At 70.7% G+C, this 26,730-nt stretch carries 25 protein-coding genes; 6 read left to right on the forward strand and 19 right to left on the reverse strand.

Annotation, left to right across the window (positions count from 1 at the left end):
* The 9 genes from D0D37_RS29650 to D0D37_RS29690 all read right to left on the reverse strand — a co-directional run.
* The coding region (locus D0D37_RS29650) for a PPE domain-containing protein (protein ID WP_208720202.1) at nucleotides 1-1,042 on the reverse strand (1,042 nt) is incomplete at its 3' end.
* Between the two features lie 11 nt (nucleotides 1,043-1,053).
* Nucleotides 1,054-1,485, reverse strand: coding sequence for a hypothetical protein (locus D0D37_RS29655; RefSeq protein WP_116203889.1), 432 nt, complete (start codon nucleotides 1,483-1,485; stop codon nucleotides 1,054-1,056).
* Nucleotides 1,486-1,532: 47 nt separating this feature from the next.
* Nucleotides 1,533-2,384 (reverse strand): ESX secretion-associated protein EspG, encoded by an 852-nt coding sequence (locus D0D37_RS29660; RefSeq protein WP_116203890.1) that lies wholly within the window; start codon nucleotides 2,382-2,384, stop codon nucleotides 1,533-1,535.
* Nucleotides 2,385-2,759: 375 nt separating this feature from the next.
* Nucleotides 2,760-3,446: a flavin reductase family protein gene (locus tag D0D37_RS29665; RefSeq protein ID WP_116203891.1), complete on the reverse strand. Its 687-nt coding sequence runs from the start codon at nucleotides 3,444-3,446 to the stop codon at nucleotides 2,760-2,762.
* Between the two features lie 128 nt (nucleotides 3,447-3,574).
* Entirely contained in the window at nucleotides 3,575-4,390 is an 816-nt protein-coding gene (locus tag D0D37_RS29670; protein WP_116203892.1) for an FAD binding domain-containing protein, read from the reverse strand.
* Nucleotides 4,387-4,854 (reverse strand): (2Fe-2S)-binding protein, encoded by a 468-nt coding sequence (locus tag D0D37_RS29675; protein WP_116203893.1) that lies wholly within the window; start codon nucleotides 4,852-4,854, stop codon nucleotides 4,387-4,389. Before D0D37_RS29675 ends, D0D37_RS29670 begins: the two co-directional genes overlap by 4 nt.
* Before the next feature lies 1 nt (nucleotide 4,855).
* The gene (locus D0D37_RS29680; protein ID WP_116203894.1) at nucleotides 4,856-7,108 is read right to left on the reverse strand and encodes a xanthine dehydrogenase family protein molybdopterin-binding subunit; all 2,253 of its coding nucleotides are present in this window, start codon (nucleotides 7,106-7,108) and stop codon (nucleotides 4,856-4,858) included.
* 208 nt (nucleotides 7,109-7,316) lie between these two features.
* Nucleotides 7,317-7,862 carry a hypothetical protein gene (locus D0D37_RS29685; protein ID WP_116203895.1) on the reverse strand — a complete coding sequence of 182 codons (546 nt, stop codon included), beginning with the start codon at nucleotides 7,860-7,862 and terminating at the stop codon, nucleotides 7,317-7,319.
* A 53-nt stretch (nucleotides 7,863-7,915) separates the two neighbouring features.
* Nucleotides 7,916-8,680, reverse strand: a complete 765-nt coding sequence (locus D0D37_RS29690; protein WP_116203896.1) for a sulfite exporter TauE/SafE family protein — start codon at nucleotides 8,678-8,680, stop codon at nucleotides 7,916-7,918.
* Nucleotides 8,681-9,300: 620 nt separating this feature from the next.
* Here D0D37_RS29690 and D0D37_RS29695 point away from each other — a divergent pair.
* Nucleotides 9,301-12,390, forward strand: a complete 3,090-nt coding sequence (locus D0D37_RS29695) for a discoidin domain-containing protein (RefSeq protein WP_116203897.1) — start codon at nucleotides 9,301-9,303, stop codon at nucleotides 12,388-12,390.
* Here D0D37_RS29695 and D0D37_RS29700 read toward each other — a convergent pair.
* Nucleotides 12,374-13,009, reverse strand: a complete 636-nt coding sequence (locus D0D37_RS29700; RefSeq protein ID WP_116203898.1) for a GTP cyclohydrolase II — start codon at nucleotides 13,007-13,009, stop codon at nucleotides 12,374-12,376. The genes D0D37_RS29695 and D0D37_RS29700 overlap by 17 nt on opposite strands.
* A gap of 98 nt (nucleotides 13,010-13,107) precedes the next feature.
* Here D0D37_RS29700 and D0D37_RS29705 point away from each other — a divergent pair, with 98 nt between their 5' ends.
* Entirely contained in the window at nucleotides 13,108-14,241 is a 1,134-nt protein-coding gene (locus D0D37_RS29705; protein WP_116203899.1) for an epoxide hydrolase family protein, read from the forward strand.
* A 114-nt stretch (nucleotides 14,242-14,355) separates the two neighbouring features.
* On the opposite strand, the gene D0D37_RS29710 is transcribed toward D0D37_RS29705, so the two are convergent.
* The 3 genes from D0D37_RS29710 to D0D37_RS29720 all read right to left on the reverse strand — a co-directional run bounded on the left by D0D37_RS29710 (nucleotide 14,356) and on the right by D0D37_RS29720 (nucleotide 17,807).
* The gene (locus D0D37_RS29710) at nucleotides 14,356-15,102 is read right to left on the reverse strand and encodes an FHA domain-containing protein (protein WP_116203900.1); all 747 of its coding nucleotides are present in this window, start codon (nucleotides 15,100-15,102) and stop codon (nucleotides 14,356-14,358) included.
* A 90-nt stretch (nucleotides 15,103-15,192) separates the two neighbouring features.
* On the reverse strand, nucleotides 15,193-16,023 hold the full coding sequence (locus D0D37_RS29715) for an FHA domain-containing protein (protein ID WP_116203901.1): 831 nt from the start codon (nucleotides 16,021-16,023) through the stop codon (nucleotides 15,193-15,195).
* Complete coding sequence (locus D0D37_RS29720; protein ID WP_162834532.1) at nucleotides 16,020-17,807, reverse strand: serine/threonine-protein kinase; 1,788 nt, start codon at nucleotides 17,805-17,807, stop codon at nucleotides 16,020-16,022. The genes D0D37_RS29715 and D0D37_RS29720 overlap by 4 nt, the downstream gene beginning before the upstream one ends.
* Nucleotides 17,808-17,959: 152 nt before the next feature.
* Here D0D37_RS29720 and D0D37_RS29725 point away from each other — a divergent pair, with 152 nt between their 5' ends.
* The 3 genes from D0D37_RS29725 to D0D37_RS29735 all read left to right on the forward strand — a co-directional run bounded on the left by D0D37_RS29725 (nucleotide 17,960) and on the right by D0D37_RS29735 (nucleotide 20,563).
* Complete coding sequence (locus D0D37_RS29725; protein ID WP_116203903.1) at nucleotides 17,960-18,742, forward strand: right-handed parallel beta-helix repeat-containing protein; 783 nt, start codon at nucleotides 17,960-17,962, stop codon at nucleotides 18,740-18,742.
* Nucleotides 18,743-18,899: 157 nt separating this feature from the next.
* Nucleotides 18,900-19,169: a DUF3040 domain-containing protein gene (locus D0D37_RS29730; RefSeq protein ID WP_116203904.1), complete on the forward strand. Its 270-nt coding sequence runs from the start codon at nucleotides 18,900-18,902 to the stop codon at nucleotides 19,167-19,169.
* Between the two features lie 332 nt (nucleotides 19,170-19,501).
* Nucleotides 19,502-20,563 (forward strand): DNA polymerase IV, encoded by a 1,062-nt coding sequence (locus tag D0D37_RS29735; RefSeq protein ID WP_116203905.1) that lies wholly within the window; start codon nucleotides 19,502-19,504, stop codon nucleotides 20,561-20,563.
* Between the two features lie 171 nt (nucleotides 20,564-20,734).
* Here D0D37_RS29735 and D0D37_RS29740 read toward each other — a convergent pair whose 3' ends face one another.
* Entirely contained in the window at nucleotides 20,735-21,493 is a 759-nt protein-coding gene (locus tag D0D37_RS29740; RefSeq protein ID WP_116203921.1) for a class I SAM-dependent methyltransferase, read from the reverse strand.
* A 106-nt stretch (nucleotides 21,494-21,599) separates the two neighbouring features.
* On the opposite strand from D0D37_RS29740, the gene ahcY reads away from it, so the two are divergent.
* A complete protein-coding gene (gene ahcY / locus D0D37_RS29745; RefSeq protein WP_116203906.1) occupies nucleotides 21,600-23,060 on the forward strand; it encodes an adenosylhomocysteinase in 1,461 nt (486 codons plus the stop codon).
* A gap of 265 nt (nucleotides 23,061-23,325) precedes the next feature.
* Here ahcY and D0D37_RS29750 read toward each other — a convergent pair whose 3' ends face one another.
* The 5 genes from D0D37_RS29750 to D0D37_RS29770 form a co-directional block, all read right to left on the reverse strand.
* The gene (locus D0D37_RS29750; RefSeq protein WP_116203907.1) at nucleotides 23,326-23,532 is read right to left on the reverse strand and encodes a hypothetical protein; all 207 of its coding nucleotides are present in this window, start codon (nucleotides 23,530-23,532) and stop codon (nucleotides 23,326-23,328) included.
* 275 nt (nucleotides 23,533-23,807) lie between these two features.
* Nucleotides 23,808-24,680, reverse strand: coding sequence for a non-homologous end joining protein Ku (ku, locus tag D0D37_RS29755; protein WP_116203908.1), 873 nt, complete (start codon nucleotides 24,678-24,680; stop codon nucleotides 23,808-23,810).
* A 127-nt stretch (nucleotides 24,681-24,807) separates the two neighbouring features.
* Nucleotides 24,808-24,969 (reverse strand): hypothetical protein, encoded by a 162-nt coding sequence (locus tag D0D37_RS29760; RefSeq protein ID WP_162834533.1) that lies wholly within the window; start codon nucleotides 24,967-24,969, stop codon nucleotides 24,808-24,810.
* A 294-nt stretch (nucleotides 24,970-25,263) separates the two neighbouring features.
* On the reverse strand, nucleotides 25,264-25,935 hold the full coding sequence (locus D0D37_RS29765; RefSeq protein WP_116203910.1) for a VOC family protein: 672 nt from the start codon (nucleotides 25,933-25,935) through the stop codon (nucleotides 25,264-25,266).
* 156 nt (nucleotides 25,936-26,091) lie between these two features.
* Nucleotides 26,092-26,718, reverse strand: coding sequence for a TetR/AcrR family transcriptional regulator (locus D0D37_RS29770; protein ID WP_116203911.1), 627 nt, complete (start codon nucleotides 26,716-26,718; stop codon nucleotides 26,092-26,094).
* Nucleotides 26,719-26,730 lie beyond the last annotated feature (12 nt).

Consider the following 26,730-nt stretch of genomic DNA (forward strand, 5'->3'; position numbering starts at 1 on the left):
CGTCCGGGCCGATGAGCTGGCCGTTCGGGCCGACCGTGGTCCCCGGCGGGCCGATCGGATTGCCGTCGGGGCCGAGCGGACGGCCGTCCGGGCCGACCCGCACCCCGCCGGGCGCGCCCGCGCCGCCGCCGGGCTTCATCGGGGTGCCCTTGAGCATCGGGGACATCTGCGCGGTGGGCAGCTTCGGCGGCTCGGCGAACCGCGGCGTCGCCACCGCGCCGCCGACCGTCTGGTCGTACCGCGTCATGATCTGCGCGGCCTGGTCCCGGGCCGCCTGCTGGTCGTTGAACGTCTTCATGGCCGACGAGTAGGCCAGGACGTACGCGGTCGGATCCTTGATCGTCATCAGGACCTTGTTCGCGTCCTGCGCCGAGAACTTCACCGGCGGGTTGGCGTTCATCGCCTTCTGCGTCTCGTTGAGCGCCTGCGAGTGGACCTCCTGCTGGCGTCCGGTCAGCGACGCGCCCTGCGCGGTGGTGCCGAGCCATTTGCCGACGTTGGCGAGGTGCACCCGCGCCGCGTCGCCGGCGTCGCCCTTCCAGTTCGAGGTGCTCGCGTTGATCGCGTCGCCGAGGTTCTTCTGGTGCGTCGCCAGCTCGTTGCCGAGGCTCACCCAGGCCTCCGACGACTCGGCCACCGCGGCCGGGTCCGCGTGCGTGGTGATGGTCTGGACCATCTGCTCGTGCGTCGCGTTCTTCCAGTCGGTGTGCGGCGCGGCTCCCGGATCGCGCATCTCGAGGTCTTTGCCGAGATGTTTCTTCGACTCCTCGAGGTTCCGCTGGTACATCGCCTGGATCAGCTGGTCGCGCGCCTTCCCCTGGACGTTCGGGAGCAGCCAGCCGTTGAAGATCGCGTTGACCTTCGCGGTCGCGTCCTCGCGCAGCTGGTCGCCCGAGGCCACGTCGTCCGGGCGGACCGGGCCGATGTAGTACTTCGACGAGGGGTCCAGCGTCGGGTTGTAGAGCGCGGTGTTGCCCGGGTCGTAGTCCGTCGAGGACGGATCGGAGACGGACTCGGCGGTCGGTTCTTTCTTCTCGGCCACTGGTCTCCCCTTCAGCCCTGCTCTTGCGCGGTGCGGTGGATGCGCTCGAAGGTTTCCCTGGAGCTGTGCTCGCGCTCCTTGTAGTTCTTCTTCGCGAGCTTGATCGCCTCGACGTAGGTCGGGAACTCCTTGTTCGCCGCCTGCAGCTGGGTGACCAGGCCCTGCTGGTCGCGCGCGGTCTCGGCCATGTGCTTGCTGACGAACACCCCGGCCGGGCTCGTCGACATCGGCGGGACCCCGGCGATCTTCTCGATCAGCTGGACGTGCGCTTCCAAGGCGTCGAGCACGCCCTGGAGCGCGGCGATCATCTTGTCGCCGGTGCTGTCGTCCACCGCGAACGATCCGCGCTCGGCCAACACCTTCAGCTGGCGCGCGGGCAGGAAGTCGGCCCGCGTCGCGGTCACCGTCTTCGCTTCCATCGTCATCGGTGCCTCGTCGGTCATCGGGACCTCGTTCTCCTCATGAACTGTCGCCGTTTGCAGGGGAATGCTCAGTAAACCTCGGAAACTGCCTGCTGCACGGCGCGCTTGAGCTCGCGGGGCCCGGCGGGCACGTACTCCGCGGTCAGGTCGCCCGCTTCGCTGACAGTCGATTTGATCAGGTAGCGGCCGTCGGCGGTGTCGAGCCAGCCGATCGGGTTGCCGCCGCGCCGCTCGCCGTGGCGGCCCCAGCCGCTCACCGCGATGTGCCCGCCGCCGAGCCGCGGCTGGGCCAGCACGCTTTCGAGCACCTCGACCCCGCCGGGGGCGGCGCGGGAGACCCGCGGGTCCGGGCGGCGCGGCTGCACGCGCCCGCTGACCTCGATCATCCCGAACGCGTCGGTCTCTTCCTCGTCCTCGGCCGCCTCGGCCCTCCGGCGCGCGGTCATCGCGGACACCTCCTGCGAGGCCGCCTGCCGGACGGTGTGCGCGCCGGTGCTGGCCGGGCGCGCCTGCGGCAGCACCCCGGAGACCACCTCGACGAGTTCCTCGTCGTCGAAGAGCGAGAACAGCAGCTTGTCGGTCTTCGGGTCCTGCGTGATCCCGAGCGCCTGCCTGCCGTCGGTGAGCGCGACCACCGCGATGTCCGCGCCGAGGCCGTCGATCCCGCTGACCGAAACCGACACCCGCGGCTTCGCGAGCAGCTCGAAAGCGGTGCGCACGTACGGGCTCAGCTCGTCGCCGACCGACAGCCTGCGCTCTTCGATCGCGTCGTTGACGACCTTGGCGACCTGGATGTACCGATCCGGTTCCGCGGGCACGGAGCCGATCCGGAGCGGGAACTGGCGGATGTTCCCGCCGGTCGCCTCCCCGACCACCAAAGCTTCGACGACGTCGAGAACGAACTCGAACCTGTCCGCCATCCCGAGGGCATCCTTCCCACAGCCGGGTCGGGCACGACCGCCTCGGCGCCCTTGCGAGCGACGCCGAATTGCGTTGCCGTGCCTGGGATTCGCAATGGGGAAAGACTATCAGTCCGACAGGGGCCGGTGATCACCGCGGGGACTGCTGCCCCAATGTACCGAGGGCCGTGTCCGAACAGACACGACCTGCGGTTTCGCCGTGCGCGCCGCTTGACGCGCGGCCGGGAAGCGGCGGAAATTCCCGGGTGCGAGAAAGCTGACAAAAGGCCGCCGCGGATCGCGGCGGCCCATTGTCGTGCCCGGTTTTACCGAGTTGTTCTTCTGCCCTTCGCCCTCGTTTCGCCGGCCGGTCGCTCCACTGTGGACTGGACGGCGTCAGGAGACGCCGCGCGCCCGTTCGATGTCCGGCGAGCGGTACATCCGCTCCGGGATCCGCGCCAGCGTCGACTCGTGCACCTGCGGCCCGAGCCCGTACAGCTTCTGGAAGCTCATGATCAGCGGCCGCCACGCGTCCGGGTCGACGTGGTCGTCGGTTCCCGGCAGCCGGATGTCGTCGTGCACGAACACCCGCTGCACGCGCACCTCCAGCCCGACGATGCCGCCGCGCTGCGCCTCGTCGTCCTCGGCGAACGGGTGCACGGACTCCAGCACCGCTTCCATCGCGACCGGGCACTCGGCGACGCGGGGCGGCGCCACCGTCTCCGACGGCACCGGGGTGAGCCCCGCGCGCCCGAACTTGTCCGCGACGTGGAAGTAGCCGCGTTCCTCCTTGCGCGGCGGCACCGGGTCGGACCCGGTGGTCAGCGCGAGCCGGTCGACCGCGGCGGCCATCGCCGAGGACGGCAGGTTCAGCACGCATTCCCGCGTGCGCAGGAGGTTGAGCGTGGTCTTCGAGCGCGCGCCGAGGCCGAGCATCGCGCGCCAGCCGAGCCAGAACGCCGACGACATCGGGGCCAGGTTGGCCGAACCGTCCTCATTGGACGTCGAGATCAGCACCACCGGGGTGCCGAAGTACAGGATTCCGGGCTCGATTGCCGTGTGTACGGGAAAAGTCGTGTTCACACCGCTCAGTCTGGCTGCCGCCGCCGGGGTGCCGCTGGCGGAAATCAGCCGTCGCTGTCCCTGCCCGGAAAAGCCGTGAAGGACTCCTTGAGGGAATCTGGTTCCCTCAAGGAGTCCTTCACGGACAGCTAGGCGATGCCCGCGGCAGCCAGGGCGCGTCCAGTCAGGACCCGGGCGAGGTGCTGGCGGTACTCGGCCGTGGCGTGCGGTTCTTCCGGCGGCGAAGTGCCCTCCGCGGCCAGTTTCGCTGCCTCCGCCGCAGTGGCACCGTCGGCGAGCGCGCGTTCGGTGGCCGAGGCGCGCAGCGGCGTGCCGCCCATGTTGATCAGGCCGACCGAACGCCCGGCGACCACGACGCCGACGATCGCCCAGTCGATGGCCCGGCGGGTGAACTTCTCGAAGCCCCAGCCCAGTCCGGCCTGGCTGGGCAGCCGGATCTCGGTGAGCAGCTCGTCCGGTTCCAGCGGCGTCGTGAACGGCCCGAGGAAGAACTCCGCGGCCGGGATCCGCCGCTCCCCTCGCGGCCCGCGCGCGACGAGCGTGCCGTCCGCCGCCAGCACCGCGGCGGGCAGGTCGGCGGCCGAGTCGGCGTGCACCAGCGACCCGCCGATCGTGCCGCGGTGGCGCACCTGCGGGTCGCCGACCGAACCGGACACGTGCGCGATCAGCGGCGCGTGCTCGGCGAGCACCGGGTCGTGCTCGAGGTCGTGGTACCGCGACAGCGCCCCGATCACCACCTCGTCGCCCTCGGTCCGGACGAACTTCAGCTCCCGCAACGGCGCGATGTCCACCACGACCTCCGGCGCGGCGAACCGGAGCTTCATCAACGGCAGCAGCGAATGCCCGCCCGCGAGCAGTTTCGCGTCCTCGCCGTGCTCGGCGAGCAACGCGAGTGCCTCGTCCACAGTGGACGCGCGCCGGTAGGCGAACCCAGCCGGGATCACTGCGCCACCTCCTGGCCAGACGCGTCGATGACGGCGCTGACGATGTTGTGGTAGCCGGTGCACCGGCAGAGGTTGCCCTCCAGCGCTGCCCGGGCCTCGTCGCGGGTCGGCTTCGGGTTCTCCTTCAGCAGCGACACCGTCGCCATCATCATCCCGGGCGTGCAGAACCCGCACTGCAGGCCGTGCTGTTCGCGGAACGCGCGCTGCACCGGGTGCAGGCCGTTTTCGGAGGCCAGACCCTCCACAGTGGTCACTTCGTGCCCGTCCGCCTGCGCGGCCAGCACCGTGCAGGATTTCACCGATTCGCCGTCGAGCAGCACCGTGCACGCCCCGCAGGACGTGGTGTCGCAGCCGATGTTCGTGCCGGTGAGGCCCGCGGTGTCCCGCAGGTAGTGCACGAGCAGGGTGCGGTCGGGCACCTCCCCGCCGGTCGTCTTCCCGTTCACCTCGATCGAGACCCGCACGTCAGTTCGCCTTCCTAGCGTCGTTCAGGGCCGTCCACACCCGCAGCGGGGTGGTCGGCATGTCCAGGTGCCGCACGCCGAGGTGGGCGAGCGCGTCGACCACCGCGTTGTGCACCGCCGGCGTCGACCCGATCGTCGCCGCCTCGCCGATTCCCTTGACCCCCAGCAGGTTCCGGGTCGTCGGCGTCTCCATGTCCACCAGTTCGAAGTCGGGCAGCTCGGGCGCGGTGACGAACGAGTAGTCGGCCAGCGTCGCCGTGGTCGGGTTGCCGTCCGCGTCGTAGCTCATCACCTCGAGCAGCGCCTGCGCGATGCCCTGGCCGAGCCCGCCGTGCCGCTGGCCGCGGAAGGTCAGCGGGTTCACGATCGGGCCGGCGTCGTCGAGCGCGATCAGCCGCCGCACCTCGACCTTGCCGGTTTCGGTGTCCGCCTCGACGACCGCGAGGTGCGCGCCGAACGGGAACGTCGGCGCGCCGTCGCCGAACCAGACGTCGGCGGTGAACCCGTCCGCCTCGGCGGCGACCCGGGCCCAGTCGAGCGTCGTGCTGGACGGCGCGCCGCGGACCTGCCAGACGCCGCGTTCGACGTCCAGCTCCAGGTCGTCCGGCGCGGCTTCGAGCAGTTCCGCCGCGACCTGGCGGGCCTGCGTCACGACCTCCTCGGCCGCCTGCCGGATCGCCGAACCGCCGAGCTGCAGCGAGCGCGAGCCGAAGGTGCCGATCGCGCGCGGGACCTCGTCGGTGTCGCCGTGCCGCACGGTGATCTTGTCCATCGGCACGCCCAGCTGGTCGGACAGCAGCATCGCCAGCGACGTCCCGAGTCCCTGCCCGTGCGGGGAGCTGCCGGTCCACGCGGTGACCGAACCGTCCGGGTGCACGTCGACCCGGCCGCTCTCGCCCGCCGCGTCGCCGCCGGTGATCTCCACGTAGGCGGCGATGCCGAGCCCCAGTGCCACCGGATCCCCGGCCTCGCGGCGCTTCCGCTGTTCCTCGCGCAGCTGCGCGTACCCCGCCGCGTCGAGCACCTTGTCGAGCGCCGCGGCGTACTCGCCGGTGTCGTAGGAGCCGCCGGTCGGTGTCTGATAAGGGAATTCTTCCGGCCGGATGAAGTTGACCCGCCGGACGTCAGCGGGGTCCATCCCGATTTCCGCGGCGAACAGGTCGATCGCGCGCTCGACGGCGGCCGTCGCTTCGGGACGGCCCGCGCCGCGGTAGGCCGCGATCGGCGTGGTCGTGGTGACCACGCCGCGGCTGCGGGTCTGCACCACCGGGAACCGGTAGACGCCCGGGGCCATCATCTCGGTGAGCGTCGGCAGGAACAGCGCCCGCGGGTACGCGCCGGTGTCCTGGAGGACGTCGAGCCGGTACGCCAGCACGGTTCCGTCGCGCTTGCCGCCGATGGTCACGGTGTTGCGCTGCGCGCGGCCGTGCGTCATGGACGTGAGGTTCTCGCTGCGCGATTCAGCCCACCGCACCGCGCGACCGGCACGCTTCGAGGCCCAGGCGAGCAGCACCGCTTCCGGGTCCGCGCCGATTTTCGCGCCGAACCCGCCGCCGACGTCCGGTGCGATCACTCGCACGCGGTCCTCGCCGACGCCGAGCCCGCCGGCCACTACGCTGCGGCCGATCTGCGCGTTCTGCGTGGAAAGCCACAGCGTGACCCGGCCGTCCTCGCCCCACGCGACGGACGCGCCGCGCGGCTCGACCGGAGCCGGGGCCACGCGCTGGTTGAGGATTTCCTCGGTGACGACGACCTCGCAGCCCTCGAACACCGAATCGTCGAACTCGTCCGGACCGTGCGAGTGGACCAGGTTGCTGCCGTGGTCCGGGAACACCAGCGTCTCGTCGGAGAGCGCGGTGTCGAAGTCCGCGACCGCGTCCAGCGGGTCGTAGTCCACATCGACCAGTTCGGCCGCGTCGGCGAGCTGGTACCGCTCCTCGGTGAGCACCAGCGCGACCGGCTCGCCGACGTAACGCACGACGTCCTCGGCCAGGAACGGTTCCGCGACCGGCCCGGCCTTGCCCGGTTCGAGATCGAGGTCCGCCGCGGTGTAAACGCCGACCACGCCCGGCGCGGTGCGTGCTTCCTCCACGTCGATGCCGACGATCCGCGCGTGCGCGATCGGGCTGCGCACGAAGACCGCGTGCACGGCGCCGTCGAGCGCTTCTTCCTTGAGGTCGTCGACGTACGTTCCGCCCGCGGTGATCAGCTTCTCGTCTTCGACGCGCACCACCCGGGTGCCGACAATGCTCATCTGTCCTCCTGCTCGGGTACCCCGCCGACTATGCCCGCATCAGCCGCCCCGCGTCAGCCCGAATAGGTTTGCCACGCCGAAACCGCCGCGCGGGAGAGCCAGCGGCAGCGCCGAAGACAGCGCACCGCTTCGGCCGGGCTGACTCCGCTCGATGATCAGCGGACCTCGGCAGGCGGCTTTCGGCCGACCCACGAGCGGACCTTCGTCGTCACCGCGTGCCCGCCGCAGGGACTTGCGCCTCGAACCAAGCGCGGAGCGACTTCAGCGTGTCCGCGATGCTCTGGCCGGCGAGATGCTCCAGATACTCCTTGCGCAGCGGGATCTGGTTCCGCCGCTCGCTGCCTTCAGGAGGCAGTGCCTGCTCGCCTACCCAGCGGATCTCGGCGAAAGTGTTGAAGAGGCCGCTCTGGCCAAGCCGCAACGGGAAGCGCATCGCACCAGCCACCTGGGCGAAATCCAGCAGCTGATGGATCGACCGGTTCACCGCGTAGCGGGCCCCAGCCAGCTTGCCGGCCATGTGCCCGGCATCATAACCCGGCATGTTCTTGCACCAGTCGGACAGGCCTCGCACCCAAACCAAGACCTCCACGGCTCCGCCGTGAAGCAGAAAACCCGCCTCTTCGCGGGTCAGTCCGTCCTCGAAACGTGAACCGTCGAACACGGCGAGATCTTGCAGCCATCGGTCGTGTGCGCGCCGGAGCAGTCGGAGCGCCCTGTTGGCAGTGGCGAAGTCAAACTCGGTCGGCTGCGTCATTTCAGGGCTCCTCTGTCTTGCCCCGCAGTCGCGACCGGACAGCCGCGTGTTACTCAACCCGAGTACGCCTGCCAAGCCAAAACCGCCGCCAGGGAAAGCCCTCCCAGGCCGATCGCGATCCTCAGCGGCGTCGCGGGAAGGTAGCGCACCAGCACCGACCCGAGCCACGAACCCGCGACCGAACCCAGGCACACCGCGATCGCCGCGGGCCAGAAGAGCTTGCCGGTGAAGGCGAACACCAGCGCGGCGATCAGGTTCGCGGTTCCGGTGGCGATGTTCTTCGCCGCGTTCGTGCGGGCCAGCGACTGGCTCCACACCGTCGTCAGCAGTGCGAGCATCAGCACCCCGGCCGCGGCACCGAAGTATCCGCCGTACACCCCGACGAGGAACGCGGCGATCCCGGTGAGCGGGCTGATTCCGCAGTGTTCGCTGTGCTCGGCCATCCGCCGCAGCCGCGGACCGGCCATCAACAGGACCGACGCGCCGCCGATCAGCCACGGCACGACGACGGTGAACGCGTCCGGCGAACTGACGAGCAGCACGAGCCCGCCGCACGCCCCGCCCGCCGTGGTGATCAGGCACAACGGCAGCAGCCGGCGACTTTGGCCCTTCAATTCCGGACGCGCGCCGACGGCCGCACCGGCGGTCGTTCCGAGCATTGCGACAGTGTTGGTCATGTTCGCGACGACCGGCGGCAGCCCGGCGGCGAGCAGCGCCGGATACGACACCAGCGACGCGAGGCCCGCGGTCGCACCGGTCAGCCCGGCCCCGACCCCGGCCAGCACGAGAAGCAGGAATCCGCCGGGGCCAGTGATCACGTTGTCATCTCAACACGGCGGTCCCGGCCTCCTGCGCCGGGGGACGCCATTGCGACCGCAGCCGACAGTTGTCGCCCGGCGCGGCGTGGCACCAGCTCGACGACAGCACCTTGGGCGCCAGGATTCCGATTGGCGATGCGCATAGCCGATTCCTCGCTCGTCGCGGAATGGCCGTGAGTTCTTGGGTGTTCAGCGCTTGGCGCGTGCCCGGACTGCCAATACTGTCAGCGCCACCAGCAGCGGGCCGGGTGTGGCCAGCCGTCACGGTCCGGGTTCCTGGGCTGCCCACTGTTTCAGCGTGTGCGGCGAGACGTCACCGCTCCGTCTCCCGGGCTCGGACTTCGTGGCCGAACCTGTCCGGGGTTTCCTCGATCGCCCGGTTCCGGTCGCAGAACTTGTCCAACGCGACGCCGCCCCTCTGTCGCAGAGGCCGCGCGCCGCACCTTGCCACGCCGACGCGAAAGGATTAGCGCTGCCCCGGCATGGCGTATAGGGCGTTATACCCTTTCGTCCGCCGTTGTCCTAAACCGGACGGGATCGCCCCGGAGGGTTGCCCGGTCGCTCGGCCGCCGCACAGAATCCGCGCTGACAAGGTTGTCAGCGACTCTGGAGGACGCGGGATGGACGGGATCACCCGGCGGCAGGCGCTCGGTCTCGCGGGCGCTGGCGCCGCGCTCCTCCTGACCTCGGGAACAGCGCGAGCGGCGTCCCGGCCTACCCCGGATCCCGTCGCCGCGACTTACCTCCGGGTGCTTCTCCGGCACACCCGCTGGGCCGAGCAGCAGTTCGACAAGACTGCCGGGATCTATCCCGTCCGCGACTTCACCTTCGCGGTCGTCCTCGGCAACGCGCTCCTGCTGACCCGCGACGGCTACGACGCCGCCATCGCCGGGGTCGACCGCGAAACTCTCCGGGCGCACACCCTCGCCACCATCAAGCACTTCGCCGCCTCGAACCGGCTCACCCGCGGCACCGAGTGGGGCCGGAAACTGTTCTTCGACACCACCTTCCAGTCCTACTTCCAGCTCGCCGCGCGTCTCTTGTGGACAGAGCTGGACGCCGCGACGCAACGGAACGTCGAGCGCATCGCCGCCGAACAGGCCGCCTACACGACGAGTCTCGGCACCGGCAACGACCCCGCCTCCGGCGACTGGACGCCCAACGGCCTGCGCGGCGGCTACGTCGGCGACACGAAGCTCGAGGAGATGGGCGTCTACGCGCAGTCGCTCGCCCCCGCGCTCGCCTGGGCTCCGAACGATCCGCGCGCTCCGGAATGGCGCGCGGCCTTCGGTTCCTGGAGCCGCAACGAGGGCGGCCTGCCCGCCGCGGACCTGGCGAACCCCCGGCTCGTCGACGGAAAACCGGTCAGCGGCAACACCGCGACCAACCTGTACGACACGTTCCTCGTCGAGAACCACGGCTCATTCGGCCCGCACTACCAGGAAGAACTCTGGCGCACGTCCGGCCGCAACGCGATGCACTTCCTCGCCGCCGGCGTCCCGCTGCCCGAGGTGCTCACCGCGCAGCCGAACGGCGAACTGCTGTGGCGCACCATGCTCCTGATGACCAGCGACGCCGGCGAACCGCTGATGCCGATGGTCGCCGACCGCGAGCACCTCTACGGCCGCGACGTCATCCCGCTGGCCTTCCGCGCCCAGGTGCTCGGCGACCGCTGCGCCGCTTACGCCGAGGCCCAGCTGGCCGCGCGGCTGGAGCCGTACCAAGCGTACCCGCCGGTCGACCGGATCACGAAGTTCTCCGGCGAACCGAAATACGAACCGGAAGCCCGCGCCGAACTCGCCATCAGCTACCTGCTGCACGAATGGCGCGCCGAGCACGGAGGCCCGATCAATGCGGTGCGCAAGGAAGAATTCGACGCCCGCGCCGCTCGCGCCGCCGACTTCGGCCCCGGACCGGGCCTGCTGGCCCACCGCTCCCCCGCCGCGTGGGCCGCGACCGTCAGCAAACCCGGTTTCGTGAAATTCGCCTGGCAGCCAAACCACGACGATTGGCTGTTCGTCCTCGGCGGAGCCAACCCGATGCTGCTGCCCGCCACGAACCTCGCCGTGCGCGAACGCCACGCCACGGCGTACCGCAAGGTCCGCGACGGGTTCGACGGCACCGTCGGCGTTTTGCGCTTCGACACCGGATATGCCGCGCTCGCCACGCTTCCCACCGGCACCGCGGTCTATGCCAGCACTGGCGTCGCGTCGGACGAAGGCGTGCTCAACGTCTACAACCTAGCCATGCCAGGCGTTCCCGGCCTCGACGGCGATCGCACCTACAGCGCCGCCGAGGGTTCGGTGACGCTCCCGGCGCAGTCCGGGCCGACCGGTGCTCGCACCGACGATCTGACGTTCGCGCCGGTGACCGCGCGGCACGTGCGCATGCTGGGCGTGCAGCCAGATCCGCAGTACGGCTACTCGCTCTGGTCGTTCGAGGTCCACGACGGCGACGGCCCGGACCTCGCCGTGGCAGGAACTGCGTCCGCGTCGTCGGCCGCGCCGGGCAAGGAAGCGAAATACGCCACCGACGGCAATGCCGCCACGCGCTGGGCAGTGTCCACATCGGACCGTTCGCGCGCGGACAGCTGGCTGGCCGTCGACCTCGGGACACCGCAACGGTTCAGCAGTGTGCGCCTGAGCTGGGAGGCAGCCGCGGGACGGAAGTACCGGATCGAAACCTCGCCCGACGGCGTCGCCTGGACCTCCGTCGCGACCTACCCGGTGCCCGCGCTGCACAGCACCGGCGGCTGGCTCGACATCGACGGCCGGGCCGGGATCGTCGTCACCAGCCCGAATCCGCTCACCGTCACGAACGACCACGTCACGCTTTCCGCCGGTCCGCCCGCTCCGCTCTTGGCCGAGCTGTATCCCGGCCGCCCGAATCTGCCGAAACTGGCCGGACGCGCTCGCGCCACCGCTACCGGAGTTCATACGAGTGTCACGGACGATTTCCTAGTGCTGGCAAACCTTTCCGACACCGCCGCGGCCGGAACCGCTTTTCTGCCACAGGATCGCACCGCGCTGCTGCTCTACCGAGGCACGCAGAAAACCACCGCGTCCGGCAGCGCGGTCAGCTTCGAATTGGCCCCGGCGGAAGGCCGGATCGAATCGCCCCGTTTCACCGTGCGCGGCATGTCCGGCGGTGCCGTACCGCCCGGCCTGCTCGCTGTTGTGCACGACGCCAGCCGCGTCGACCTGACCGCGCCGCCCGGACTGCTCCCCGCAGTCGTCACCGTGACACCGTCAGGCGGCAGTCCGCGCACAGTCGCGTTGCCGCCGCGCCACACCGTGCCCGTCGTCTTCGCCGAAACCCGGCCATACCCGCTGAACGATCGCGCACTCGGTGCGGTGACCTTCCCCGCCGAACCGCTGCCACCCGGGATGACCAGCCCGGACGCCGCCGTCGACGACAACCCGGCGACAGCGTGGCAGCCCGGCCCCGGCGGCCGGTTGGTCGTGGACCTCGGCGCACCGCTGCCCATCACGACCGCCGAACTCGTCTGGACGGCCGGACGGGTACCCGCCACCGTCGTCGAGACCAGCACCGACGGCATCACCTACGCCGAAGGCGGCCGCCCCGACCGAAAACGCACCGCGTCCGTCGCCCTCACTCAGCCAGTTCGGTATCTAGCCGTCCGCACTCTGGACTGGCGGCCAGGCGACGCCAGCCTCGCCCGGGTCTCCGCCCTCACACCGCCGAACTAGCCGACCAGTCCTCGACCGGCAACGCGAGCGTGTGCCCGGTCTGCTCGGCTTTCGCGCGCAGGTACCGGACGTTGTTCTCGTTCGCGAAAACTCCGGTGCGGACCCGCTCGCGCACATCGATGCCGTGCCGCGCCAGCTGCGCCGCCTTGTCCGGGTTGTTCGTCAGCAGATCCAGCTGCTGGACGCCGAACACGGTGAGCATTTGCGCGGCGGCGGTGTAGTCGCGGGCGTCTTCAGGCAGGCCGAGCGCGGAATTCGCGGCGTAGGTGTCCAAACCGGAATCCTGCAGCGCATACGCGTCGAGCTTGTTGTACAGCCCGATTCCACGGCCTTCCTGGCGGAGGTAGAGCAGATACCCGCCGACCTCGGAAATCCGCGCCACAGACTCCGCCAACTGCGGGCCGCAGTCGCAGCGCGCGGAGGAGAAGACGTCGCCGGTGAGGCATTCCGAATGCAGCCGCACCAACGGCACCGGACCGGGTTTCCCCAGCACGAACGCGAGATGTTCGAGCCCGTCGGACAGCCCGGCGAAGGTGACCGCCTCCGAGTCGACCGCGGGACCGTCGCCGAACCGCAGCGGGATCCGCACGCGCGTGCGCACCTGTGGAACTGTCGTCATCGGGCAACTCCTTCCCCCTGAATGGTTCCGACCATACCCAGAACCACCGACAGAAACGCGTCGCCGGAGTGCGGCCGAGATCACGTAGGCTCGCGGGCATGGCCGACCGCCCGGAATTGTTCGCCTCCGAAACCGATCCCGCGCAGCTCGCCGACCTGCGCACTCGGCTGCGCGCGACCCGCTGGCCGGACTCCCCGGAGGACGGCTGGGCGCTCGGCGCCGACGTCGGCTACCTGCGTGAACTCGTCACCTACTGGGCGGACGAGTTCGACTGGGCGGAGCAGGAGGCCGCGCTCGCGCGGCTGCCGCGGTACCGGGTCCGGCTCGGCGAGTCGCGGATCCATTTCGTGCACGCCCGCGCGGTCGCGCCGAGCGGTCCGGCGCTGCCGCTCGTGCTGACCCACGGCTGGCCGGACTCGTTCTGGCGCTATTCGAAGGTCGTCCCGCTGCTCGCCGACCCCGGAGCACACGGCGGCGACCCGGCGGACGCGTTCGACGTCATCGTCCCGGACATGCCCGGCTACGGCTATTCCGACCGCCCCGCCGGCCCGGCACTCGATTCGGTCGCGGTGGCCGGACTCTGGGCCGAACTGATGACCGTCCTCGGCTACCCGCGCTTCGCCGCGGCGGGCGGCGACATCGGCAGCAGCGTCAGCCGCTTCCTCGCCCTCGACCACCCGGACCGGGTCGTAGCCGTGCACCGGATGGACGGCGGGCTGCCCGCGTTCATGCCGGACGACCTGACGCCCGAGGAACGCAGCTGGCTCCAAGACGTCACGGCCTGGGGCACCGCCGAGGGCGCGTACGCCGCGATGCACCGCACCAAACCGCAGACCGCCGCCGTCGGGCTCACCGATTCGCCCGCCGGGCTGGCCGCGTGGATCGTGGAGAAACTCCGCGCGTGGAGCGACGGGGACGCCTTCACGAAGGACGAGATCCTCACGAACGTCACCATCTACTGGCTCACCGGCACGATCGGCTCAGCCATGCGGATGTACCGGGCCAACGCCGCCATCCCGCCGGAACAGCACGCCCGGCGGGTCGAAGTGCCGTCCGGTTTCTCGCTGTTTCCCGCCGACCTCGCCCGCGCGCCGCGCGCCTGGCTGGACCGGATGGCCAACACGGTCCGGGTCACCGAACCCGAACGGGGCGGGCATTTCGCTCCGTTCGAGGAGCCGGAGCTGTACGCGCAGGAACTCCGCGACTTCTTCCGCCCGTTCCGGGCCGGTTAGCGCCTGGTACGGGCGCGGGCGCCGGAAACTCCCGGCGCCCGATCGCCCGTCCTTGCCGCACCGGGATCGCGGCCGCCGGCGCGAATACCCCGCGCGGCCAGGCCGACCGAGCGGCTAACTCCCCCACGTAGCCGGCATCCATCCCTCGTCCCCCACCGGCGGCAGCGCAGGCGACAACAACGCCAGATCCGGCGGCGCCAACACCGCCGCCGAAACGAGCGCTGCCACCAAATCCTCGTCCGGCGACCCGGGCCGGAATCGGAAACGCACCGAATCCAGCACCCCCGCCACGACGTCCGTCGTCCACCCGCCGTCGGGATCCAGCGCGGACAACCGCCGAGCGGCCAACGAAACCGGCACCGGACGCGGTCGCTCCTCCCGCCGCAGGAACCCCCGCGCCACCATCGCGAGCACGAGCCGTTCGTCCGGCCGCAGCCGCTCGGCCGGGACCGGCGACGGCGTCCCGTCGGCGATCCGGACCTCCAGCACGTGCTCGCGGTCCCCCGAACCGCGCGCGTACACCGGGAGATAGCCGAGCGGCAGCGGGACCGGCGCGGCTCCGGCGAACAGCAACCGCGACCTCGGCAGCCGCAGCGGGACCTTGCCGGTGGCCCGCACCCACCACCGGCCCGCGTGCTGTTCCAGCACGCCGTGGCGGCGGCTGACCCGGCGGTCGTCCTCGCCGAGCGGCACCGTCACCTCCGCGGTGTTCCGCCCGAACGTGACCGGCCCGGGCGCCGCCGGCGGCACCAGGACTCCCCCCGCGCGTCCCAGCACCGCCAGCGTGCCCGGCGGCGACGCGAACCCGAGCGCGAGGCTCGGGTGTCCCGCGGGCAGCGTCCGCCTCGCCTCCCCTGCCACGGACACCCCCCGCGGAGCCGCTGCCGGCCCCGGCCGGGCGACCGCGACGGCCCGCCGGGGGCGCGGGCCGGTTCCGCCGCGCGTCCCGAGTCAACCAGGAGGAGCCGGGACCCCTCCCGGGTCGCCCTCGCCCTCGGGTTCGAGCAGCGCCAGGTCCGGCGGGACCAGCGACGTCGACAGCAGGAGTTCCTTGATCAGGTTGTCGTTCAACGCGTTCCCGACCGGTTCGCCGACCTCTTCCCTGGTCAGCCCGGCCACCCCGGCGCGCGCCAAGCGGGCGCGCACCGCGCCGACGAGGTGTTCGACGCGCTTGCCGCTCCAGCGCGCTTCCGGTTTCAGCTCGGACAGCTGCTCCGCCACCTGCCGCCACGCGAGCGGCTGCGGATACTGGTCCTGCAGCAGATACCGCTGCGCGAGCGAGACGAGGACGAGCCGTTCGTCCGGGGTGAGCCGCCACATCCGCGGCGGTTCGGTCACGTCCTGCGGCCGGGAATCCGGCCGGCGGCCGTCCGCGCCCGCGACGTACACCTCCAGCAGGTGCTCGCGCCCGGCCGAACCGCGCACGAACGCCGCGGTGTAGCCCTCGGCCAGCGGCACCGGTTCCTCGTCCGGGAACAGCAGCCGCGAACCGGGCAGCCGGATCGGCAGCTTCCCGGTGTTGCGGATCCACCAGGAATCCCTGCGGCGCACCAGGAATCCCTGCTGCCGGCTGACCTTCCGGTCGTCCTCGCCGACGCACACGTGCACGTCGTCACGGTTGCGCCCGAACAGCACCTGCCTGCCGTCGCGCGGCGGCATCCGCACGCCGCCAGTGACGGCGAGCGCGAAGACGGTGCCCGGCGGCGAAGGCGGGACGCCGTGCGCGAGGCTGCCGTGGTCCGGACTCAGTTCTTCCGGCGTGCCGCCGGGAAACGCGGTCATGTCTTCGGCAGCTTTCCGGCCAGTTGACCGGCCAATGCGGACGCCGGCGTGCACAGCTGGTCCGGCGGCCCGTCCCCTTTGACCACGACCCGCAGGCGTTCCACCCTCGGGGCCCCGTGCGCGTCGGTGTAATGGCGGTACACGAGGACGGCCTGGCAGGTCCCGGTGGCGAAATCGTCGGTCTTGAGGTACGCGTCGTGTCCGCCGACCTGCACGAGTTGCCCGGTCTTGCCGTCGGGCGGCTGGTCCCGGTCGAACATGACGACGACCCCGCGGGTGGTCGCCGGGCTCTTCCAGTCGCACCACCAGCCGCCGAAACCGGGCTCGATCCGGACCGGCGCGGCCACCCCGGCCACGGAGGCGATCGCGACCGGATCGAGCAGCGAGCACGCGTCCACGTACGCCAGCGAACCCGCCGGGAACGCCGTCGCGCGCGCCGGAACCCCAGCCGCCGTCATGGCTTTCGTCGCCGAAGCGACCGCGGTGTCGGCGGCCTGGCACAGGTCGAGGTTGTAGTCGTCGTCCAGCTGCCTGACCGTCACTTTCACCATGAACCGGTCCGGCAGCTGGATCGGCCGCTCGCACTGGCCCTGCGGCGAAGGGGCGAAGACCGTGAACGGCCCGGACTTCGACTGCTTGCCCTCCGGCGGCGCAGCAGGCGGATCGTTCAGCTCCACCAGGACGTCCGCTTGGAGTTCGCCGCGGTGCAGGATCACGTCGCACCGGTTGAAATTGCCGTAGTCCGGCGTCACCTCCGGGTTGCCGAACGGCTTCAGCGGCACGGGATCGACCAGCCGGCACGGGTCCGCGGCCCGCGGGTCGGGACCGATCCCGAGCTTCGCCTGCGCCGCCGGAGCGGCCGGCGGGGAGGTTTTCGCCGGGCGTGCCACGAAATACGCGGCGACCGCGACCGCGACCGCCGCGACCGCCACCCCGCCGATCAGCAGCCCGCGCCGGGAGCGGGGCCGCCGCGGCACGTCGACCGGCAGCGCGTCGATCCCGTCGGCCAGCAGCTCTCCCGCCGCCGCCGCGGTCGGCCGTTCGGCGGGGTCGAGGCGCATCAGCAATTCCAGCGCAGGCGCGAGACCGTCCGCGTGCCGGGCCGGCGGGACCGTCCCCTCGGCGACGCGGCGGATCGTGGCGTACTCGTTGCCGCCCGAGAACGGCGCGGTGCCTTCGACGGCGGCGTAAAGCGTTGCCCCCAAGGAAAAAATGTCCGACGCCGCGGTGGGCGGGTGCCCTTGCGCGACCTCCGGGGCGAGGTAGTCCGGCGTGCCGCCGATGAGCGGCGAATCGGTCACCGTCTCGTCCGTGCGGACCGAGCGGGAGATGCCGAAGTCGGTGAGTTTCGCGCGGCCGTCCGAGGTGATCAGGACGTTGCCCGGCTTGACGTCGCGGTGCACGATGCCGTGCGCGTGCACCGCGCCGAGCGCCGCCGAGATCTGCACGCCGATCTCTGCCACCGTGCGCACAGGCAGTCTTCCGTCCGCGGCGAGAATTTCGGCGAGACTGCGCGACGGGACGTACTCCATCACGAGCCACAGCTCGTCGCCGTCTGCGGCGACGTCGAAGAAGGTGACCACATTCGGGTGCAACACCCCGGCCGCCAGGCGGGCCTCGCGGCGCAGCGTCCGCCCGCTCACCACGTCCGACAACTTGGCCTGTTTGAGCGCCACTTCGCGGCCGAGCCGGTCGTCGCGCGCCCGCCAGACGACGGCCATGCCTCCGGCGCAGACGCGTTCCAGCAGCCGGTACCGGTCCGCGATCAGCTGGTCCCCGTGCACCGACGCTCCCCTCGGCGTGGTCCGACCCCTGTGAGGTAACTCGCAGTAACGATACTGCATCGCCTCCGTCCGCAGAAAGCGGCCCGGGACCCCTCCCGCCGATCGGCCCTACCTTCGCCCATGTCCCCCGTCCGCGCGATCGAAGGAGACCGATGCGCACCCCGACCCGCACCCCCGTTCTGCTCGCCGTCGCCGCTGCCTTGGCCGCAGCCTTCGCCCCGGCCGCGCACGCCGCTGGTTCCCGCCTGCACATCACTGAGGGCGGCACGCCGAATCATCCGCGCGTGTACACCGGCGGTGCGAAATCCGTATCCGGAATCGACGTCGACGCAGATTGGGTCGTCCTCGACGGCTACACCCTCGACGAACCGTCCGCACCCGGCGTGGAAATCCGCGGCAATCACGTGACGCTGAAAAACGCCAGAATCACCGCCCCGCACGGCGGGGACGGCGACGGCCTCCGGTTCTTCGGCGACTACATCTCCATCGAGCACAACACGATCAGCCGGACGGCGAACCGCGACGGCGCGCACGCCGACTGCATGCAAACCTTCTCCAGCGACAGCCCGCCGAGCAATCACATCCGGATCGAAGGAAACCGCTGCGAGAAAATCGACAACATGTGCCTGATGGCGGAAGGCCCGAACGACGGCGAGGGCGACGGAAAAGGCCACACCACGGATTTCCTCGTCAAGGACAATTTCTGCGAAACGCTCGTGGCCTCGCAGACGCTGATGTTCGAGGACGTCCAGCAGGCCACCATCGTCGGCAACACTTTCGCCGCGGGCCCGGACCACGCGATCGGCTTGGCGATCCACTCGACCGGCGCCCGCGTCGAAGGCAACCGCGTGGACCCGTCGATCCCGTGCGAGGTCGGCATCGACGACTCCTCGCGCGAGGGCTACTCCGGTCCGGACCCCGCTTGCGCTCCGTGACCATTGTGGACGGTGCGCCGACAGCGCTCCGTGACCGCAACCGCCGGATCTCGCGCGCGGTTCGAACAGTCGGGTGAATCGAAAGTGACGCGGTTCACGACCCGGCGGGGCGGGTACCTCCTCCAGGACGGCACGCGGGCCGCCGAAGGAGACTTCCATGCTCAGTCACCACGAACGCGTCGAGCTGGACAAGATCGAGCGCTGGTTCGAAACGAGCGACCCGGAACTGGCCGCCGCCCTGCGCCGCGGCAAACCAGCCCGCTCCGCCGCGCTGCTCACCACGTTCGCGATCCTGCTGGACGTCTCCGCGTGCGGTCTTCTGGTGGCTGGCCTCGTCGGGGCGAGCCCGGTACTGACGGTATGCGCACTGTTCGCCGCGGCGGGCGGGGCGGTCGCGCACATCACCCGCTGCCGCGACCGCGGGTGACCGGCTGACCCGTTCTGCCGGACCCATGGACGGCCCTGGTCCGGGTTGGCCCGCGTCCGACCCGCACTGCGGCGCAATCTGGCGCGGCTGCCAACCGGGCTCGCGACGCCGCTCCAGCAGACACCGAACGGCGGGCCGGATCGCGGCCAACCGGACCACTCCAGACCGGAATCCCGCCCTTTCCAACGTGCGGCCAGGCACGCCATCCCGCCCCAGGCAACAGCCATCACCGGTACGCGGCACACCCCACTCGACCGCTCCGGCCCCCAGCCGGGATCCCGCCGAGTCGGAACCCGGCCGCCGCATGTCCAACCACTCCCGCCCACCTCCGGATGCGCCGCCCGGCCCGCGCACCGCACACTGGTCCCGTGTCCGATTGGGTGCTGCACGTCGATCTCGACCAGTTCATCGCCGCCGTCGAGGTCGCCCGGCGGCCGGAGCTGCGCGGGCGGCCGGTGATCGTCGGCGGGAACGGCGATCCGGCCGAGCGCGCCGTCGTGGCCACCGCGTCCTACGAGGCGCGCGAGTTCGGCATCGACTCCGGCATGCCGCTGCGGCTGGCCGTCAAACGCTGCCCGGACGCCGTCCTCCTTCCCGTCGACGCCCCGGCGTACCAGGAAGTCTCTGACCGCGTGACGGCCCGGCTCCGGGAATTCCCGGTGGTCGTCGAGGTGCTCGGCTGGGACGAAGCCTTCCTCGGCGCGAGCACCGACGATCCCGAAACGCTCGCGGCGGAAATCCGGCGCGGCGTCGAGGAGGAAACCGGGCTCTCGTCGTCGGTCGGAATCGGCGACAACAAGCTCCGCGCCAAACTCGCCACCGGTTTCGCGAAACCAGCCGGAATTTACCGGCTCACCCAGGAAAACTGGTGGGATGTCATGGCGGAACGGCCCACCGACGCATTGTGGGGAATCGGCCGCAAAACCGCGAAGAAACTCGCCGAAGCCGGGTACTCCACCATTCTCGACCTCGCCGCCGCCGACCCCGACGCGCTCGCCGCGAGGTTCGGGCCGAAACTCGGCCCGTGGTACCGCCTGCTCGCCGGCGGCATCGGTGACGCCGAGGTGAGCGCGACCCCGTACGTCGCGCGTTCCCGAAGCAGGGAAACAACATTCCAGCAAGACCTCACCGACCCCGAGGCCATCGCGCGGGAGACCGCGACCCTGGCCGCCCGCGTGGCACAGGACGTCGCCGACGAAGGACGCCCTGCCGCGCGCGTCGCGGTCAAGGTGCGGTTCGCGCCGTTCCTCACTCACACGCACAGCGTGACGCTGCCCGCACCGACCTCGGATCCGGCCGTGCTCGCCGAAGCGGCACAGGAACTGTTGGGCCGCTTCAGTTTCGGCAAACCGGTGCGGCTGCTCGGCGTCCGCGCGGAGTTCCCGCGCGCTTGACAGGCCCGGACCGGGCTTGCCAAGGTGGAACCCACGCGCCCGCCGGGGCGCGGCTCGGGGCCGAGAGGCGCTGCGACGGGGTTTCCCCGCCACGCTCGGCCCGCGAGAGTGCGAGTGAAGGGCGCCTCCTGGTTCAGGAGGTGTCGCGTGCCACTGGCGATTCCGGCCCGGTCAGCGCCGTCGCGCGAGGTGGGCCGTGTGGTCGGAGACCAGCTCGACCGTATCCGGCAAAACTTTCCGGATCCGCTGGAAAGCCTGCTCTCGCACCGAAATCGGCAGCATCAGGTACGCCGAGACGGTGGAAAACAACCCGATGAGGTCGTCCGCGCTCAGCGTCACACGCTGCTGGACGACGACCTGCCGGACGTCGGCGAACAACCCGGACCGCTCGAGTTCGGTGCCCGGCCACTGCAGTTCGTTCTCCGGCGGCGTGCCGTCCGGCGACGGGACCCCGGCGCTCTCGACGAACTCCGCCCGAGCCTCGTCGATCGCTTTCCGCACAACGGGATCCGCCAGCCGGACAGGACCGCCGAACGAGGCGAACACCCCGCCCGGCGCGAGCAGGGCGGCGATGCGCGGCCACCGCCCGGCCGGGTCCGTCCAATGCAGCGCCGACGCCGAATACACCAGTCCGTACTGCCGATCCGGCCGCAGATCTTCCAACGCGCCCTGGCGGGTGACCACCTCGGCGGGCACGTGTTCGCGCAGTTCGGCGAGCATCGCCGGGTCCGGGTCGGTCGCGGTGACCGCGATCCCCCGCCCCGCGAACAGCCGGGTCATTTTCCCTGTCCCGGCCCCGATTTCGAGCGCGTCGGCCACCGGCGCGCCCGCGTAGTCCAGCACCTTCTCGGCTAATTCGGCGGGATAGCCCGGGCGGAACCGCTCGTACGCCTGCGCCACCGACCCAAAAATCAACGCGCGCTCGGTCATGCCCGGCATTCTGGCCTGCTCCGCACCGCGCGCGCCTCCCATTTCCGGGCGCCAGCAAGGCGTCCGTGCTCCATTGTGCCCGAAAAACCCGGAAAGGACCGGAAAAATGTCACCCACTCTGCGTACCGCCGACGGCCTGGAGTTCGCGGTCGCCGACCTGTCGCTCGCCCCGGCCGGACGCATCCAGCTCGACCTCGCCGAGCACGAGATGCCCGGCCTGATGGCGCTGCGCCGCGAGTTCGCGGACTCCCAGCCGCTCAAGGGCGCGCGCATCGCCGGCTCGCTGCACATGACCGTGCAGACCGCGGTGCTGATCGAAACCCTGGTCGCGCTCGGCGCCGAAGTGCGCTGGGTGTCCTGCAACATCTTCTCCACCCAGGACGAGGCCGCCGCGGCCGTCGTCGTCGGTCCGAACGGGACTCCGGAACGCCCTGAGGGCACGGCGGTCTTCGCGTGGAAGGGCGAAACCCTCGACGAGTACTGGTGGTGCACCGACCAGCTCTTCCGCTTCCCTGGCGGCGAACTGCCGAACATGATCCTCGACGACGGCGGCGACGCCACCCTGCTCGTCCACAAGGGAGCCGAGTTCGAGAAGGCGGGCGCGGTGCCGGCCGCGCACGAGGACGACCCGGAAGACTTCCGGATCCTGCTGCGCACCCTGGCCGCCAGCCTGGCCGAGGACCCGCAGCGGTTCACCCGGATCGCCGGCGCGATGCGCGGTGTCACCGAGGAGACCACGGCCGGTGTGAACCGGCTCTACCAGCTCGCGGCCAACGGCGAACTGCTGTTCCCGGCGATGAACGTCAACGACTCGGTCACCAAGTCGAAGTTCGACAACCGGTACGGAATCCGCCATTCGCTCCCGGACGGCCTCAACCGCGGCACCGACGTGATGATCGGCGGCAAGTACGCCGTCGTGTGCGGGTACGGCGACGTCGGCAAGGGCGCGGTCGAGGCGCTGCGCGGACAGGGCGCGCGCGTCGTGGTGACCGAGGTCGACCCGATCTGCGCGCTGCAGGCCGCGATGGACGGGCTCGACGTGGTGGAACTCGACGACGTCGTGGAGCGCGCCGACATTTTCCTCACCACCACCGGCAACTTCGGCATCATTTCCGCCGCGCAGATGGGGCGGATGAAGCACCAGGCGATCGTCGCGAACGTCGGCCACTTCGACAACGAGATCGACATGGCCGGGCTCGCGAAGGTCCCCGGCATCGTGAAGACCGAAGTCAAACCGCAGGTGCACACGTGGCGGTTCCCGGACGGGCACGCGATCATCGTGCTGTCGGAGGGCAGGCTGATGAACCTCGGCAACGCGACCGGGCACCCGTCGTTCGTGATGTCCGCTTCGTTCGCGAACCAGGTCCTCGCGCAGATCGAGCTGTTCGCCAAGCCGGGCGACTACGCGCACGACGTGTACCGGCTGCCGAAGCACCTGGACGAAAAAGTCGCGCGGCTGCACCTGGACGCGCTCGGCGTCCGGCTGACGAAGCTCAGCAAGGAGCAGGCGGCGTACATCGGCGTGGACGTGGACGGTCCGTACAAATTGGACCATTACCGCTACTGACGGGTCCTGCGGATTCCTCGGGACGAGGCCGCGGCCGCGCCGAATGCCTCCGTTCCGAGGCAGGCCGCTCCCGGAGTGCGCACCGGCTCTGCGCGCCCCGGCGCGTCGGCGGGAAAAAGGGGTCCTCCGGCTCCGAGGGGGAGGGAGAGCCGAAGGACCCCCGGTAGTGTTAGCACACTGCCAAGCAGCTTGTACACGGCCAGGTACCCGATCGGGTAGAGATGCGCCGGCCGCGCAGCGTAGCGCCCTTCGCGAACGCCGGAGGTCAGGAAGCCTGCCGCAGCAGGGGTTTTCCGGCTCCGGTGCAGGCGCAGCCGGCGTCGAGGGTGTGACAGTCGATGATCAGGCCGTGCCGGACCCGGTCGAGGTCCAGGCAGGACGGGTCCGTGCACTCGGCGAACCCGCGGTCCGGGTGGACCACCAGGGTTCCGTGACAGTGGTCGATGCCGCTCGTGCAGAACGCGCACTCCATGCTCAGCCGCCTTCCGCTCAGGTTTTCGAATCCCCGGCTCCAGGTGCTCCGGGGCCGGACTCCTCTTTGGTACCACTGGAAAACTCGCCGTCGCAGGATACCTGGCGGCGTGTCGGCCCACTCAGTCCGGTGAAGTCGGCCGCACTCGCTCACCGGGCGTGACGATCGGCGTTTTCCGGACGGCGCCGGAGAAAATTCACTGTTCCGCGCCGTGGAACTTCCCGGCCCGGCGCTTCACTCGCGGGGCTCCGCCGAGCACCCCCGGTTCACGCCGGTCAGGCGCTTTTCGGCCGCCGAGCCCGCGCGGCCGGTTTCTTCGCCGCCGCTTTGCCGTCTCCGGCGGCTTTTTTCGTCTCCTTGGCGGGCCCGCGGGTCTTCTTCGCCGCCGACACGCTCGCCTCCAGCGCCGCCATCAGGTCGACGACCTCGGCCTTCTCCCCCTGTTTCGGCGCGCCGACCGTCTCGCCGCCGCCCGCCTTCGCCTCGATCATCGATTCGAGCGCTTCGCGGTAGGAGTCCGAATACTTTTCAGGTTCGAACACCGGCTCGGACAGCGAGTCGATCAGCGAACCCGCCATCGTCACCTCCTGCGAGCGGATCTGCGGCGGATCCTCGTGCAGGAACGGGAAATCCGGGACCCGGACCTCGTCGGCCCACAGCATCGTGGTCATCACGAGCACGTCGTCCACGACGCGCAGCAGCGCCAGGCTCTCGCGCTGGCGCACCGCGACCTTCGCGATCGCCACGTGGCTCGCCTTCTGCAGCGCGTCGCGCAGCACGATGTACGGCTTCACCGCGTTCTTCTGCGGCTCGAGGTAGTAGGTGCGGTCGAACCGGATCGGGTCGATCGACTCCAGCGGCACGAACTCGAGCACGTCGATCGAACGCTGGGTGGGCAGCGGCAGTTCGGCGAGGTCGGCGTCGGTGATCACGACCATCTCGCCGTCGGGCAGCTCGTAGCCCTTGGCGATGTCGGAGTAGGGCACCTCTTCGCCGTCGATCGAGCAGAACCGCTTGTACTGGATCCGCCCGCCGTCGGCGACGTGCACCTGGCGCAGCGACACGTTTTTGTTCTCGGTCGCCGCGTACAGCTGGATCGGGATGCTGACCAGCCCGAAGGACACCGAGCCCTTCCACATCGACCGCATGCCGCGCACCTCCGCCGCGTTCGCCGTACGTATTCACGCTCGGTGACCACCGTAGCCGCGATCGTCCGAATCCGACAGTCCGCGCAGGTCCTGGCCCTACGCGCGGCCACCGCGAGTGCGCGGCCGCTCACCGGCGGCTGTCTCCGGATCGTGCGTCGGGCGCGATCAGCCGGGCCCGGCACGGCCGCCTGGTCCAGCCGACGTCGACCGTGCTGGCGACGAGCAGTTTCGCTCCGTCGGCCAGGTCGAAGTCCTCGTTGAGGTCCCGGACAGGCCGAAACCCTTCCACGGCCCGCAAAGCGTCCGCCACCGATCGCGGCCAGCACTCTTCTCAAGCCGGGATCCCCGGGAAATGCGGGCTCTCGATCACCCCCACCAGGTTCCCGTCCGGCACGCGCACCAGCGCGGTCCGGATCCCGCCGCCGAAGTCGATCACCGCCGCGTGTTCGGCCGCCCCTCCCCGACGAGCTTCGCCACCGCGGCTTCCACATCGGACACTTGCGGTCAACGTTTTCAGCAGAGGCAGATAGGAACCGGCAAATAATGTGCGTGTACATCGACAATCATGTATTTCGCTCCCTCTCTACGAGTCGGCCGGATCCCTGCGCAGCGTGACCTCGCGCCCGGACGCAGTGCGCACCGTGACCGCGCGCACGCCCGGCCGCCCGGACACAACCGTCAGCGGCAGCCGGTCGAAGGTCTCGGCACCGATGTGCTCCCGCAGCTCCCCGGCGTCAGCGCCGATCTCCAGCCGGGTCACCGCCACCCCGCGGTCGCCGCGCTCCGCCGCCCCGCGATCCGGGTTGGTGGCCGGGTCCTCGCGGTAGAACCAGTTCGGCAGCCCGCGCCGCCAGCACGTGTCGAGCGCGCGGCCGGGGCCGGGAGCGGTGGTGATGACGCGCTGGGTGCCGTCGGGCTGGATGCGCCCCGGAAGCCGCGCCACCTCGCCGCCGAGCCGTTGCGCGACCGCGGCCAGCTCGTCGAGGGTGTCGGCGCGCAGGCTCCAGAACATCCACCGGTCGCCGTCCGCGACGACCCGGTCGAACCAGGCGACCCCCGCGTCCCGCTCGGCCTCGGGCGCCGTCACCGCCTCGACCTCCAGGTAGACGTCCCCGCCGAGCGGGAAGATCGTGTTCGCGATGCCGGCGGCGAAGGCGCCCCCGTCGTAGTGGGCGAGCCCGGTCTCCTCGCGTACCCGGCGGACGCCCTCGTCCAGGTCTCGGACGCCAAGGCAGAGGTGGTCGAGATGAAACATGCCGATCCTTTCCGGATCGCAGGCTATCCCCGCGGAAACTTACCGAACGAATGTTCAGATACTTGCTGAACACAGGTTAGGGACTTTCGGGAGCGCTTGTCCACCCTCTTGATCAAGGCCGCCCCGAGCGGGACGAACGGGAGAATCCGTTGCGTTTCAGGCGAAAATGAGCGAAACGAATTCGTCGACGAACGCCAGCACGACGTCCGCGTCGGAGTGCTCGGCGGAGTTCGGGAAGAGGGCGACCCGGCCGTGCGCCCCGACGAACGCGATCACGGCCGCTCGCTCCGCGGGCACTCGGAGCGGGATCCCCGCCGCGGCGCAGCGCGCGAAACCGTCGACGAGCAAGCCGATCACGTCAGCCAACGGCCCGACCCGCCGCTCGCCGGGCGCGGTCCGGGGCGGTCCGTCGGCGGTCATCAGCCGGTAGTGCCCCGGGTTCTCCACTGCGAACCGGCAGGAAGCATGGAGCAACGCCCGCACCCGGCCCACCACGTCGCCGGGATCCACGCGCGCCTCGGCCGCCTCCATCGCGACGCGCAACCGGACGAACTCGTGCTCGGCGAGACCCGCGACGAGCGCCGCACGATCGGTGAAGTGCTGGTAAATGCTGGCCGGCGCGATACCGGCGGCGCGGGCGACTCCGCGGATGGTCAGCCCGTCCTCCCCGCCAAGCTCGGACAGCAACCGGCTGGCCGCGTCGAGGATCTCCCCGCGCAACAGCTCGCCCTCGCCCCAGCGGTTGCGCGTGCGCGGAGCCCCGGCCTGGACCTCTTCCGACATGCACCCATTCTT

Origin of the sequence: Amycolatopsis circi (genome assembly GCF_003385235.1) — a bacterium.
Classification (GTDB): domain Bacteria; phylum Actinomycetota; class Actinomycetes; order Mycobacteriales; family Pseudonocardiaceae; genus Amycolatopsis; species Amycolatopsis circi.